10 protein-coding genes are annotated in these 14,198 nt (G+C 56.6%); 3 read left to right on the forward strand and 7 right to left on the reverse strand.

From position 1 onward, the window contains the following. Nucleotides 1-63 precede the first annotated feature (63 nt). The 5 genes from J2I48_RS19860 to rpoN all read right to left on the reverse strand — a co-directional run bounded on the left by J2I48_RS19860 (nucleotide 64) and on the right by rpoN (nucleotide 5,835). Nucleotides 64-1,275 (reverse strand): acyltransferase, encoded by a 1,212-nt coding sequence (locus J2I48_RS19860; RefSeq protein WP_207337234.1) that lies wholly within the window; start codon nucleotides 1,273-1,275, stop codon nucleotides 64-66. A 64-nt stretch (nucleotides 1,276-1,339) separates the two neighbouring features. Further along, entirely contained in the window at nucleotides 1,340-2,569 is a 1,230-nt protein-coding gene (locus J2I48_RS19865; RefSeq protein ID WP_207337235.1) for a helix-turn-helix domain-containing protein, read from the reverse strand. A gap of 49 nt (nucleotides 2,570-2,618) precedes the next feature. Further along, nucleotides 2,619-3,575: a hypothetical protein gene (locus tag J2I48_RS19870; protein ID WP_207337236.1), complete on the reverse strand. Its 957-nt coding sequence runs from the start codon at nucleotides 3,573-3,575 to the stop codon at nucleotides 2,619-2,621. 66 nt (nucleotides 3,576-3,641) lie between these two features. After that, nucleotides 3,642-4,280 (reverse strand): phosphatase PAP2 family protein, encoded by a 639-nt coding sequence (locus J2I48_RS19875; RefSeq protein WP_229376551.1) that lies wholly within the window; start codon nucleotides 4,278-4,280, stop codon nucleotides 3,642-3,644. 106 nt (nucleotides 4,281-4,386) lie between these two features. Continuing rightward, the gene (rpoN, locus tag J2I48_RS19880; protein ID WP_207337237.1) at nucleotides 4,387-5,835 is read right to left on the reverse strand and encodes an RNA polymerase factor sigma-54; all 1,449 of its coding nucleotides are present in this window, start codon (nucleotides 5,833-5,835) and stop codon (nucleotides 4,387-4,389) included. 277 nt (nucleotides 5,836-6,112) lie between these two features. On the opposite strand from rpoN, the gene J2I48_RS19885 reads away from it, so the two are divergent. Then, complete coding sequence (locus tag J2I48_RS19885; protein ID WP_207337238.1) at nucleotides 6,113-6,817, forward strand: HAD family hydrolase; 705 nt, start codon at nucleotides 6,113-6,115, stop codon at nucleotides 6,815-6,817. Nucleotides 6,818-6,909: 92 nt separating this feature from the next. Here the strand turns inward: J2I48_RS19885 and J2I48_RS19890 are convergent, their stop codons facing one another. Further along, nucleotides 6,910-7,239, reverse strand: coding sequence for a hypothetical protein (locus tag J2I48_RS19890; protein WP_207337239.1), 330 nt, complete (start codon nucleotides 7,237-7,239; stop codon nucleotides 6,910-6,912). A gap of 237 nt (nucleotides 7,240-7,476) precedes the next feature. Between J2I48_RS19890 and nadE the strand changes: the two genes are divergently transcribed. Together nadE and J2I48_RS19900 are read left to right on the forward strand one after the other, a co-directional pair. After that, nucleotides 7,477-9,525 (forward strand): NAD(+) synthase, encoded by a 2,049-nt coding sequence (gene nadE / locus J2I48_RS19895; RefSeq protein ID WP_207337240.1) that lies wholly within the window; start codon nucleotides 7,477-7,479, stop codon nucleotides 9,523-9,525. A 93-nt stretch (nucleotides 9,526-9,618) separates the two neighbouring features. Next, nucleotides 9,619-10,605, forward strand: coding sequence for a glycoside hydrolase family 43 protein (locus tag J2I48_RS19900; protein ID WP_207337241.1), 987 nt, complete (start codon nucleotides 9,619-9,621; stop codon nucleotides 10,603-10,605). 79 nt (nucleotides 10,606-10,684) lie between these two features. Here J2I48_RS19900 and J2I48_RS19905 read toward each other — a convergent pair whose 3' ends face one another. Beyond that, complete coding sequence (locus J2I48_RS19905; protein ID WP_207337242.1) at nucleotides 10,685-14,158, reverse strand: VCBS repeat-containing protein; 3,474 nt, start codon at nucleotides 14,156-14,158, stop codon at nucleotides 10,685-10,687. Nucleotides 14,159-14,198: the final 40 nt, after the last annotated feature.

The following is a 14,198-nucleotide window of genomic DNA, read 5'->3' on the forward strand; positions in this document are numbered from 1 at the left end:
AGGGACTATCGGTAAGAAAATGACCTGCTGTTTCGTGCGGTGCAAGCAGCACCATCGCCGTAGTTACTTTACTCCAAATACGAGACGCAAAAGCCCAACCCGTCGGATCAGAAGCCAGTAGAGGCCGGCGCAGATGGCCAGCGTGGCGAAGCTGATGACCAGAAAGCCGGTGTACACGCCGAGGTGGGTGCGGGTGAGCACGTAGTAGCCCAACACCACAATAACCGTTTGGTGGAGAATGTAGAAGGGGTATACGGCGGCGTTGAGCTGAGTAAGCCAGCGGTGGTTTTTGTTCAGATACGTATAGCCGTAACCGATGGTCATCAGCACCGAGGCCACCATCAGACACATACTGTTGGTAGCATACGTGAAATCGACCCAGAAAAGGCGGTCGATCTCATCGTCGGTAAATCGCATACGTATACCGTAGAGGATGACCGTACAGACCAGTGTTGCCACCCCAAACAGGCGCCGTCCATCGGCCAGCAGTTGCCAGAACTCGCGGCGGCTGATGAACACGTACCCAAACCAGAACAGCAGGAGGTTTTCCACGAAATAGGCCCAGTCGTTGGTTAGCCCGTGGGTTTCTTCCGGATAAAACGGTCGCAAAGCGTACTGACTCAGGCAAATGACGCTGATCATCAGCCACATAGCGCCACCGGGCCGCGCCAGCAGGCTGCCCACGCGGTCGGTGAAGCGTTGGCCGCCGGGGCTTGTCAACCAGCGGAACACCGGTATGCTCAGGAGTGAGTAGAAGAACAAGTAGCAGATAAACCACAGGTGATGCCAGCTAAAAGCGCCGCCCTTGCCGCCGTCGTGATACGGCTGGAACCCAAACACGTTGGGGTAGAAATCGAGATAGCTACCCGAAAACCTACCCCGAAACAGCCATTCGATGTAGATCTGCGGGGGTACAATGACAAACATGCCGAAGACGAGCGGGATAAACAGCCGCCGGACGCGTTCACCGGCATAGGCCCCGTAGCTCCGTTTTTTGAGGGCGAAAAACGTACCTGCGCCGGAGATGAAAAACAATAGTGGCATGCGCCAGCGGTGCAGCCATCGCATCACTTCTTCCATAGACTGGCTGTGTTCGGGGCTTTTGATGTGCCACCCCCACGAGACGTAGATCATGCCGGTATGGTAGAAGAACAGGGTCAGGATGGCAATAATCCGCAACCAATCGAGGTCGTAGCGGCGGGTGGGGAGCATGGAGCCGGGAGCTTGGGGCAGCGGGCCAGCGGGCCGGGCTTGGGGCGGGGTTGTGGGTTGCATGTGCTGTTGCGTTTAACACCACAAAAATGCTCTGTAGCCCCGCCAGGGCACTAGTTGCCGATAACTACGAACTTCGCGCCGACCGGGACGAACCCGCCCCCAACCGATTTGCCTCGCGAAACTGCGCTGGGGTTTGGCCCGTGATGCGCTTGAAAGCGGTGTGAAACGCCGACGTAGCATTATACCCTACGCGCTCGGCAACGTCGTCTATTTTGAGGCCCGCCGTGGCAGGTTCGGTGAGCAGGCGTTGGGCTTCGGCCACGCGGTGGGTAGCCAGCCAGTCGAAGAAGGTCTGGCCGAGGCGGTCGTTGAGCAACTGCGACAGGTGGTGGGGGCTGGTGCGAAGTTGCCCCGCCAGTTTAGGCAGCGAGAGCGTGCTGTCGAGGTGGGGTTTGTCGGTGAGCAGCAATTGGTCGAGGCGGGTGAGTACGGCATCTTCGGCTTCGTTGGTCAGGGCCGATTTTTCGTATTTCTTCTTTGGCTCGTCGGGCATGGGTGAAGGCGCTGGCATGGCTGCCGGGGGAGTACTGCTGAAGAAAGCCACGCCCCGCATGGCCATGAAATTGATCAGGTAGATGGTCAGCGTGATATAGCAGGCCAGGATATAGTCGCCCAAGTCTTCGTTGAACTGGGGCTTTACGAGCGCAATCAGCAGCGGAAAGGATAGGTTTGCCAGGCCCAGGTTGCGCAGCTGCCTGAGGGGTCCCGGTGGCGACTGCCAGAACGACTGCCCAGCCTGCTGGTACGATTTATTGATTTGGTACAGTGCCAGCAGCGCATAGATCAGGGCACTCAGCAGCGTGAGTTCACTGACGTAGTTGCGCAGGCCGAAGCAAAAATCTTCGGCCATATACAGGGCTGGTTCGGCAACTTGGGGTAGTTCGGGATGGTAGGCTTCGAGGTAGTTATTGTACTTGAATTCGGCGGGTTGGTAGAGCCACGAAATCGCGTTGACGGCCCACAGCCCCGCCGGTAGCAGGTGCCAGCCCCAGCGGCGGGGTAATCGGTCATGCAGCCGGGCAAAGACGAAAAGGAAGCTGAGCGGCCCCAGCACAAAATTAAGCGGCTCCGAAAAATCGACGAGTTGGGGCAGGCGGCTGATGTAGTTGGTATAACACAGCAGAATCTCAGCCGACACGGCCGCCAGCGCCAGCATCAACCAGCCAATACTCCGATTAGCCACATGCCGCCGCCGTACGCCCGATAGAAAGAAAAAACCCAGAAAAAGGCCCTGTGCTACACCCAGGAGCATAATGAGGCCAAACAGGTCGAGATGAAGGGCTAGCGGTTGCATGCCACAAACTTACCTAAATAGGTCAACACCCGGCCAAAGGCTCACGCCGTTATACGCCTTCATCAGCCACGGTAACGGTGGGTTTGGTGGCCGTTTTCTGGTTATAGAAAATAGACAGGGCCATTAGCAGCACGCCGAAAAGCACTGCTGTGAGGGCGAAATAAACGGTAAATGGTTTCTGAGCCGTCAGCGAAATGCGAACCAGGATAGTGGAGATAACAAACCCGGCGTTTCGGAACAGGACATCGTAGGAGTTGGCGTAGATGAACGAAAAGATCAGTAGAAATACGTCGACGAAGATCATCACGCTGAAAAATTCCTTGTAAAACACAGCATTAGGGTTGGGTAGATGTCCGCCCGCCTGGATAGCACCAAACAATTCAACAGACCAACCCACCAGACTAATTACTGATTGCACCAGTAGCAGCAGGCAGAGCAGGAACGCCGCCGCTTTTTTTACCTGAATAAATTGATTGCGTTTGGCGTGTGTTTCGGCAGCATCGGTGGTGGCGACGCGCCTGGTACGGGCAAAGAGCCGGTAGTAAACAATCGTCAGAAAAAATAAGAGGAGCGACCCGAAGAGATCAAGGCCAATGTCGCCGAGGAACTCGATGGTATAGAGATCTGGTTTGTCGAGGTCGTAGTCGGCGATATCGTGAAAAAAACTTCGAATCGTGATCAGCGTCATGATCTCAAACTGCTTGCCTATGAAGCTGGCAATGCTTTTGGGTAGAATAAGCACCAGTGTCAGCACTTCATAGAACAGAAAAATACTGAACGGCGTATAGATCGTCTGGAGGTAGCTGGAGGGAATCTGTGGCGAAAAGTACGGACCGAGCAGCGCGTGTTTTGCCAGAAAGATCAGCAGCAGGTGTAGCACAAAGCCCACTAGGGCCATATTGATAATAAACAATTCTACCCGGCCAACGGCATTGTCGCTAAACACGGTGTTGTACCGGTCACTCAACCAGTCTACCAGGCTGGTTGGGCGGTTTGGTTTTTGCATGGGATTAAGCACTGCCGATTCGCCCGGGAAAAGCCCAATGCTGGTTAGCGCTCTCCGTAAATATACTTAAATAAGCCCAAACACGGCCAGGCTGCTCACCAACACGCCCAGGCCCCAGCCCGCCAGCACCTGGCCCAGCGTGTGGGCGTTGAGTTGCAGCCGCGCCGTGGCCACCAGCCCGCTCAGTGCCAGCAGGCCTACAAGAGGCACAAACAGATCAGTGTCGCCGTATTTGGCCATCAGGGCCAGCACCACGCCTAACACCCCGCCAATGCCCACGGTATGGGCACTGATTTTCCAGTACAGGCTGATAATGGCCACCAGCAGAATAGACAGCGTAATGGCCCCCAGCACCACGGCCAGTTGAGGCGAAGTGTCGGAAAGGAGGTTCATCCGAAAGGCAAACAGGTACGTAACTACGGTATAAATCAGGCCCGTGAGCAGCATCGGCCATTTGCGGTCGGTGCGCTCGGGCATGGTCATGTCGGCCAGGCGACCGGTGCGGTAGAGGTAGTAGATGACCATGCTGGGTACCATAAACGTGCCGATAAACAGCAGCAGCAGTATGCTTGCCTGCGCCTTCACCGAATACGTATCGACATTGAGCCGAACCGGCGTGACGTACATCAGCAGGCCAAACAAGTACGTCGGCATCAGCAACGGATGGCAGACAACGGAAAGGAATTGAGCGAGGCGGGGGTGCAAAAGGGGAATTAAGAATTAAGAATTAAGAATGTAAAAATAACCGGCACTGTCAGCCATTGTTCATTCTTAATTCTGCCGCATCGGCGGACCGATTCTTAATTCTTAATTACAACTGCTTCCGCAGCCGGGCTACGGGGATGTTGAGTTGCTCGCGGTATTTGGCCACGGTGCGGCGGGCAATGTTGTAGCCTTTGTCGTTGAGCATCTTCTCCAGCTTGTCGTCGGAGAGGGGGTTGACTTTGGTTTCCCCGTCGATCATCTCTTTCAGGATGTTCTTTACCTCGCGGCTGCTGACGTCCTCGCCAGAGTCGGTGGCGATACCTTCCGAGAAGAAATATTTGAGGGGATAAATGCCGAATTCGGTCTGTACGGCCTTGCTGTTAGCCACCCGCGATATCGTCGAGACGTCCATATCGATCATCTGGGCAATGTCTTTCAGGATCATGGGCCGCAGCTTGGTCTCGTCGCCGGTGAGGAAAAAGTCGTACTGATACTGGACAATGGCGTTCATGGTGCGGAGCAGGGTCTGCTGCCGCTGCTTGATGGCGTCGATAAACCACTTGGCCGCGTCGAGCTTTTGCTTCACAAAACTGACCGTTTCTTTCAACGCCCGGTTGGTTTTGTTGCTCTTGTCGTAGGTATCGAGCATGTCAGCAAACGACCGGCTGATGCGCAGTTCGGGGGCATTGCGCGAGTTGAGGGTCAATTCCAGCTTACCGCCCACGTTCGAGAGCAGGAAGTCAGGCGTCAGATAGGGGGCGGCGTTGTCATCGCCTTCCACCGAGCCGGGCTTAGGGTTGAGCTTGATAATGATCTGCACCACCTTTTTCAGCGATTCGTCGCTCACGTTGAGCCGCCGCTGAATTTTTTCGTAGTGCTTTTTTGAAAACTCGTCAAAAAACTCTTCGATGATTCGGATGGCCAGTTGTACGCAGGCGTCGGCGGTATCTTTGCGCCGCAGTTGCAGCAGCAGGCACTCCTGCAAGTCGCGGGCGGCAATGCCGGGCGGGTCGAAGGTTTGAATTTTGTGCAATACGGCCTCGATCTCGTCGGCGTCGACAAACACGTTCTGCGAGAAGGCCAGGTCGTTGACGATGGCCTGCATCGACCGGCGGATGTAACCGTCGCTTTCAATGCTGCCTAGCAACTGAAGGCCAATAATGCGCTGCTCGTCGGTAAGGCGGAGGTAGCCAAACTGCTGCATGAGCGAGTCGATCAGGCTAGACCCCATCGCCAGGGGCATTTCGCGGTCTTCTTCGGCAAAGCCGTCGCCCTGCATTTTGTAGCCCGCAAACTCATCATTGGCCAGGTAGGTGTCGATGTCGATGTCGTCGTTACGCTCGCTGAAATCGTCTTTGTCGTCGAAATCATCGTCGTACTCGTCTTTTGTCTCGAACTCTTCGTCCATGCCTTCTTCCAGCGCCGGATTGATTTCAAGCTCTTCTTCGATCCGATTTTCGAGTTCGGCCGTGGGAATCTGCAGAAGCTTGATGAACTGGATCTGCTGCGGCGACAACTTCTGTTGTAGCGACTGGCTAAGACTAAGTTTCTGCATAACTAGGTGGTAGGGTTAGGGCAAATAGACCGTGGATAGGGTGGCTGGTAGTAGCGGCCCCTCAATTATCAGACCAATTTAACTAGGTTTTGTTGATCTTGTCAATAAAAAAGTAAAAGGTATCTCGTAAAATGCCTTCGGCTTATGAGTTAACTGGTTGATAATCAAGAAAAGTACTGTTTGCAAGGTGATTCTTTTCAGAGCAATCGCTCTTGTCAAATTCCTGACTATTTTGCCCGTTTACCAACATCTAACCGCCCATTGCCGTTGCTTAGCTATGCACACTCCAAGCCGATTGGTTGATCAGTATGACCTGGTTCTACTAGACCTGATGGATACCCTCATGTTTGGTGGGAACCGCTTTTCCGACCCTCAGGATTACGCCCAAACGTACCGCCAACTGGGTGGTACTTACCACCTTGACGACGATGTACAGCGGGTAATCGAGCATACCTACCACACCATGAACACCCACTACGGCGACCCGGCCTATTACGAAAGTTTCCGCCCGGCCCCCGTCTATATTGCCGACAGCCTGACTGACCTAGACCTGCCACAGGTCGACCTTGACTGCCTGCATGACGTATTTGCCTATCACGAAATGGGCCGCATTCCCGACGGCCACTGCCGCGCCCTGCGCACCCTGGCCACTACCCACCGGCTTGGTCTGGTGAGCAACCTATGGTCAGAAAAAACGCCCTTTGTCGAGGCCTTTCGGGCTAACGGCATCCTGCACCTTTTTGATTCACTCGTGTTTTCGTCCGACTACAGCATTATTAAGCCGTCGCCCAAACTGTTTGAGATAAGCCTCCGCGAATTAAGCGCAGACCCCGCCCGCACCCTGTTTGTGGGCGACAGCCTGGAGCGCGACATTCTGGGCGCCGAAGCCCTGGGCATGGCCACGGTGCTGGTCACGGGCACCACCGAATCGACCCACGCGGGCTTGGTGGTGCGCGACCTGCCCGCGCTGTTGCGGCTCTGATATTGCGTTTTTGGGCAAAAAAGAAGCCCCGCCGGGTGGGCGGGGCTTCAGATAGCCAACGGTATACTGAAAAGCAGTACGCTGGCTGGGTACTATTGAATTTGTTTGCCGAAGCTTTCGAGAGCCGATGCAAGTTGTTGCAGCGAACCCTGAGCGCCACCGCCCGCCTGTGAAGCCGCCGCCGACGTTTGCTGCGAGAGGCTCATCAACAGTGACGAGATCTCCTGGCTGTCGGGGCTGCTGCTCTGCAACGCGCTTTTCAGCGATGATAAATCGCTGGCTATTGGGCTGTCACCCAGGCTGCTAATCCAGCTGTCGATCAGCGAGGCACCGTCGGTGGGTGAAACGCTGGCTGGGTTGCCGCTGAGGGCTTGTACGGTTTGGTCGGTTAGGGCCGATGCGTCTGATGCTTGTGAAGTCATGACTGTGGTTTGTTGTAGTTAAAGACTAGTGGCTAAATAGACTGTATGGCTGTTTTGTTTATTATTTTTTTGTGAACAGCTTAGCTGAAAACTGGAAAGGGGCTAGTGAAGAGGCATTTCGGCTAAATCCTTTCCAGCGCCATCGTTGTTACCCCTGTAAACAGGCATAAATGAGTGCATCGGGTGTTCCTTCACCTTTTGTTCTTTCACTCGTTCGCGCTATCACTCTATCACTGAATGAAACTGATTAAAGTAGCTGCTGGTGTGCTCAACCAGACCCCCTTGGCCTGGGACCATAACCGGCAGAATATTATTGCGGCCATCGACGCGGCTCGTGAACAGGGCGTCAGCCTCCTCTGTTTGCCCGAACTCTGCATCTCCGGCTACAATTGCGACGATATGTTCTTCGCGCAAAACACAATAGATCAGTCTGTTGCGTCGCTGCTGGAAATCGTTGATCATACCGCCGGCATCGTGGTGGCGGTGGGCCTGCCGCTGCGCTATAACAACCGCACCTACGACGTGGCCTGCCTTATGGCCAACAAACGCATCATCGGCTTCCCGGTAAAACAGTACCTGGCCAACAACGGCATTCACTACGAAACGCGCTGGTTTCAGCCCTGGACCCTCGGCGTGCGCGATGAGATTAAAGTCGGCGAATTCAGCTACCCCATTGGCGATCTGGTGTTCGATCTGAGCGGTATCCGTATCGGGTTTGAAATCTGCGAAGATGCCTGGGTAGCGGGCCGACCGGGGCGGGCGCTGTATGAACGGGGCATCGACATTATTCTGAACCCGACGGCCAGCCACTTCGCCTTTGGTAAGTCGGTGGTACGCGAACGATTCGTGATCGACGCCTCGCGGTCGTTCGGTATCAGCTATGTGTACTCAAACCTGTTGGGCAACGAGGCAGGCCGAGCCATCTACGACGGCGACGCCATGGTGGCCTCCAACGGTGAACTGCTGGTATCGGGTCCCCGCCTGAGCTACGAAGACATGCATATCGTGTCGGCCACCGTGGATGTGGAGCAGACACGGCTCAACCAGACCCAAAACCGGGTGAACCTGGCTTTTGCCCTGCCCAACCTGCGCGTGACCGACCGCTTCGACTGGCCCGAGATTTCGCCCGTTTATCAGACTGCCGAACTGGAGCCGTGGGAGCGGTTCGGCTTCATCAAAGAAGAAGAATTTGCCCGCGCCGTGGCTCTCGGCCTGTTCGACTATCTGCGGAAAAGCCGGTCGCAGGGGTATGTGCTAAGCCTGTCAGGTGGCGCCGATTCGTCGGCAATTGCGGCCACGGTGTACCTTATGGTGCGGATGGCGGTGGAGAATATCGGGCTGGACGGAGTGAAGAAAAAGCTGCATTACCTGACCGCCGTGCAGGACTGCGATAGCGCCGAAGCCATGGTGGGTAAGCTGCTGACCACCATGTATCAGGGCACCCAAAACTCGTCGGACGACACGTTCAATTCGGCCAAAGAGCTTGCTGAGAGCATCGGGGCCACGTTTATGAACATAGACATCGACGGACTAGTGGGTACCTACCGGGGCCTGATCGAGGCGCAACTGGGCCGCGAACTGTCGTGGGATACCGACGACCTGGCCCTGCAAAACATTCAGGCGCGGGTGCGGGCGCCGGGCATCTGGATGCTGGCCAACCTGAAAAATGCCTTGTTGCTGAGTACATCCAACCGCTCGGAGGCCGCCGTAGGCTACGCCACCATGGACGGCGACACGGCGGGCAGTATTTCGCCCATTACGGGCATCGACAAACACTTTTTGCGGCAGTGGCTCCGCTGGCTGGAAAACGAGGGCCTCAATGTGGTTAACACGCCTAGTTCTGAGGACCGAATCAAACTTACGGGCCTGCACCGGGTAAACAACCTGCAACCCACTGCCGAACTCCGCCCCCTGGAACGCAACCAAACCGACGAGGACGATCTGATGCCCTACGACGTGCTCAACGAGATCGAGAACGCCGCCATCCGCGACAAAAAGCCACCTCTTGATGTGCTGAAGCTGATGGAAGTACGCTTCACCGGTACTCACGACCGCGACAAGCTGCTGATCTGGATCGAGCGGTTTTTCAAGCTCTGGAGCCGCAACCAGTGGAAGCGCGAACGTTACGCCCCCAGCTTCCACCTCGACGACCACAGCCTGGACCCCCGCACCTGGATGCGCTTCCCGATCCTCTCTGGCGGTTTCGAGAAAGAACTCACCCAAATGCGCGATTGGGCCGGTGAGCAAAGCAGCAACAGCACCCGCAAAGGCAAGATTGGGTTTTAGCCAGTAGATGTATTGAACGACGAAGCTGCGAGCAACATCCTCTTTTAATACAAGTGGAAACCAGAGCACCACGTAATTAATATAACCTGCCTTATGACCAACCGCGCCAGACTCCACGTTATTCTTCTCTGCCTGTTAGTAACCACGGTGGCCACGGCTCAGACGGCCCAAAACACGTCTGGAAATCCGATTTTCCCCGGTTGGTATGCCGACCCGGAGGCCATCATTTTTGGCAAGACCTACTGGATATACCCCACCTATTCGGACAAGTATGAGAAGCAGACATTCATGGACGCGTTCTCGTCGAATGATCTGATTACCTGGACGAAGCACCCGCGCATTGTGGATACCACGAGTATCAAATGGGCGAAGAAGGCCTTGTGGGCACCTGCCGTGGTGGAGAAAAAGGGCAAGTACTACCTCTTTTTCGGGGCCAACGATGTGCATGAAGGTGAGGTGGGTGGCATTGGCGTAGCCGTAGCCAACTCGCCCGCCGGGCCATTTAAAGACTTGTTGGGCAAGCCACTCATCGGCCAGATTCATAACAAAGCGCAGCCTATCGACCAGTTTGTTTTTCGGGACAAAGACGGCAAAGAATACCTCATCTACGGCGGCTGGGGCCATTGTAACATCGCGCAGCTCAAACCCGACTATACCGGGTTCATTCCCTTCGGCAACGGCACCACGTTCCGCGAGATAACCCCTCAGAACTACGTAGAAGGGCCGACTATGTTCATCAGGAATGGGCAGTATTACTTCATGTGGTCGGAAGGAGGCTGGACAGGCCCGAATTATTCAGTAGCCTATGCCGTAGCCGATTCGCCGTTTGGGCCGTTTCGCCGGGTGGGTAAAATTTTGCAGCAGGACCCCACCGTGGCTACCGGCGCGGGGCATCACTCGGTCATCAACGTTCCTGGTACCGATGAATGGTACATTGTCTACCACCGCCGCCCCCTCACCGAAACCGACGGCAATCATCGCGAAACCTGCATCGACCGGATGTATTTCGATGAAAAGGGCCAGATTCAACCCGTCAAAATCACCAAAGAAGGTGTGGCGAGTCGGGTGATTGGGAGGTAGGGCAATGCACAATGAATAATGTACAATGTACAATGGTCTGCGTACGCGTAATGCTCGTGTGCAAGCCATTGTACATTATTCATTGTACATTAACCTGCCCCACCACCGGGCCGTTGTTGCAGGCGCCAACCACCAATGTGCCTGCACGGGTGGGTAGGGCCAATAGCCGCCGCAGATCGCCGGTGAGGAAGAGGCCGCTTTGCTGGCCCGGCATGGGTACGAATTGACCTTTGCCCCGTCCCGTAAGTAGCAATCCCCGTCCGGCATCGCAGCGGCCCTGCTGCGCGCGAAGGGGGTAATAGTTGCCTGCCAGCAGAATATCGGGGGTACCGTCGTGGGTGAAATCCTGTATTATAAAGCCCTGAACAGTAGACAGTTGCGCCTCGGCAGGTAGGGCACGCAGCCGAAATTTTCCGCTGCCTAGATTCTCTAATAGGCAACTGCTGAGGGTATTGACGGTCAGTTCCCGCGCGTTGGCCAGCGCGTCGGCATCGAACATGGTCTCTGCGGTGGCTTTGGCGTAGTCGGCATAGCGGACGTACCGCTTGCGGAGGCCATTGATCTGATCGAGCAGTTCGTCGCGCGAGGCGAGGGGAATATGAGTGCCGCCAATGCGCTGGCACATGATGGGGTCTACGCGACCATCCTGGTTGAAGTCGGCCGACAAGAGCGTGAGGGTGGTGTCGCCGCGGGCTTTCCACTGCACGTTTTCGCCGAGGTTGCCAAGCAGAAAATCCACGTCGCCATCGCCGTCGAGGTCATGGGGCACAATGCACGTCCAGAGGCCCCCGGTCTGCGCCAGCCCCGCTGTTTGGGCATCGGCTTCGGTGAGTTTGCCCGCTTTGTTCCGAAACAGCTTTACCGGCATCCAGTCGCCCACCAGCAGCAGGTCGGGGCGGCGGTCCTGATCAAGGTCGGTCCAGGTAGCGCCCGTCACCATGCCCGGCGTAAGGGTTTGCGCTATCGAAAAATGGGGCCTGCCGCCCGCCTGTCCGTCGTTTTTGAGCAGGTAGGAGGGGGCTGCCACCGAAAACTGCCCCGGTACGCCCCGCCCGCCCACAAACAGATCGAGGTCGCCGTCGGCATCATAATCTGCCGCCACCACGCAACTGCCGGGGCTGGTTTCGGCGGGTAGCGTGCCAGCAGGGGCCAACGTAAACCGACCGCCGTTGTTGAGCCACAGTTGGTCCTGATAGGCCGGTGAACCGGGGGCATATTCGTTGCCGCCGCGCACCACATACAGGTCGGCATCATGATCGCCGTCGGCATCGAAAAAGAGGGCGGCCACGGCGTCGGCGGGTGGGTTCATACCGGTTTCTACGGCGGGTAATGTGCTGGGCGGTGCGGGCGAAAACTGACCGTTGCCCTGTTGCCAAAACAGCTGCGACGGTTGCCCCGTGGCCCCGCCCACAAACAGGTCGGTCAGGCCGTCGCCGTTCACGTCGGCGCTAGACAGGGCGGGACCCTGCCGCGACAGCTGGTACGGAATGAGCGGCTCCTGCTTGAAATCGACGTAGGGGTTTTCGTGGTGAACAAACGAAATGCCCGCATCGTCTGGTGGCCCAAAAAGGCTATTCTGGGCCACCGATGAGGTTTTTTCGGGCGAAATTGCCTCCGACTGTTGTACCGTGAGGATCGTATTGGGTGCTACGTTTGGCATTACGCTCACCCGTCCGTCGGGCCAGCGCACGTTCACCTGAACAGGTTCCTTACCCGCGCCAAGCCCCACCGTCAGCACCGGTGCCACGGCCGACTGGAAGCCCCGCGTGGGTATGAGTTCTTGAGTTTGTTGCAGACTACCCCGCGTAACCGTGACCAGTGCGCCCACCCCAAAACGGTTGCCGCCTTCGCCCGCCAGCCGGATGGTAAGGTGCTGATTAGCAAACTGTTGAGCAGCATTATTCTGGTAGATAGCTGCTGGGGCGTTGGTGTTGTTGATCACCAGGTCCAGGTCGCCGTCGTTGTCCAGATCAGCGTAGGCCGCCCCGGTCGATACCATCCCTTCGGCCAGGCCCCAACGCTGGGTAACGTCGTCGAAATGAAGGCCGTCGCGGTTGTGGAAAGCTACGTTGTCGGTGGGGGTGGCGGGGAGTTTGGCAATGAGGTCGGCGGTCGGCAGGTTTTTCATCCTGTCGGCGTCGGTAGCCACTGCTTTCCCCTGCGCCATGGCCTGCTCTTTGGCCGTTTCGACATCGTATTTCAGGAAATCGAGGCTCGTGAAATCGCGCGGAATACCGTTGGTGATGTACAGGTCTTTCCGCCCGTCGTTATCAAAATCGGCCAGCAGCGCCGACCAGCTCCAGTCCGTGTTCGATATGCCCGATAGCTGCCCCGTTTCGGAGAAAGAAGGCGCGGAGAGCGAAGAGCGAAGGGCGTGGGGCTGAGAGCTAGGGGCAGAGAGCGTGGAGTTAGCTATCCCCTGGCTCTCTGCTCTACGCTCTCTGCTCTTGTCTCCCCTGTTTAGTTGCAACATATTCCGCATGTGCTGGTAGCCGAAGCCGCTGTCGACCATGAGTTGCACGCGGTCGTATTCGTCGGGGCCTTTCAGCAATTTCTGGCGTTCCCACGAGGCGGGGAGCATGTCGGTGGTGACGATATCGGGCAGGCCGTCGTTGTTTACGTCGGCCACGTCGATGCCCATGGTGTTGCGCGAGAGGTGCGCAAAGGCCGATTTCGTGGCCTCGATGAAGTGGCCGTGCTCATCGTTGACGTAGAAATAGTCCTGCTCTTCGTAGTCGTTGCCCACATACAGGTCGGGCCACCCGTCGCCGGTCAGGTCGCTCACCGCCACTCCCAGCCCGAAGTTGATACCGCCCCCGTGAATGCCCGCCTCGTCGGAGACGTCAGTGAAGTGCCCCCCTTCGTTCCTATACAACCGATTCCCAAAATACGGATGACGCTGGTTGCGGAGTTTGTGGGTGTTGAAAAACGGCGAATAGAACATGTTGCCGTGGTTGACCAGAAACATATCCAGATCACCGTCGCGGTCGTAGTCGAAAAAGCTGGCCTGCGTAGAAAACGTGCCGGGGGCGTCGAGGCCGTATTCGGCAGCGCGTTCGGTGAAGGTGGGCACATCGCCGGGCTTTCGGCAGTTGTTGATAAACAGCTGGTTAGCTCGTGCTGCCGGGTCGCTGAGCGCCGAATAGCAGACGTAGATATCCAGCCAGCCATCGGCATTCACGTCGGCCATGGTTACGCCCGTTTTCCAGTGCCCACGCCGCCCGGCCGCGTGCGCGGTTTCGGTCACGTCATCAAACACCAGCGCCGTTTCGCCCGGTCCCTGTTTGGGGACTGATCGATTCAGGTACAATTTGTTATCGACTTGGTTGCCAGATAAATAGATGTCGGCCAGGCCGTCGTTGTTGAGATCGCCGGTGGCTACGCCGCCGCCGTTATACATGTACTCGTAAGCCAGAATGTTCTGGTCGGCGGTTTCGGTAACGGTGTTGGCAAACGTAACGTGGGTGTCGGCAGCGTCGAGGGCCGTGAAGAGGGTTGGGGCGGTCTGTTGACAACCGGTCAGGAGCAGGGTCAGGAAAACGAAAGAGCGCATGGTTAAAAGTACAGTCTACGTCGACGCAGGTGTTATGTTG

Source organism: Fibrella aquatilis (assembly GCF_017353255.1).
Classification (GTDB): domain Bacteria; phylum Bacteroidota; class Bacteroidia; order Cytophagales; family Spirosomataceae; genus Fibrella; species Fibrella aquatilis.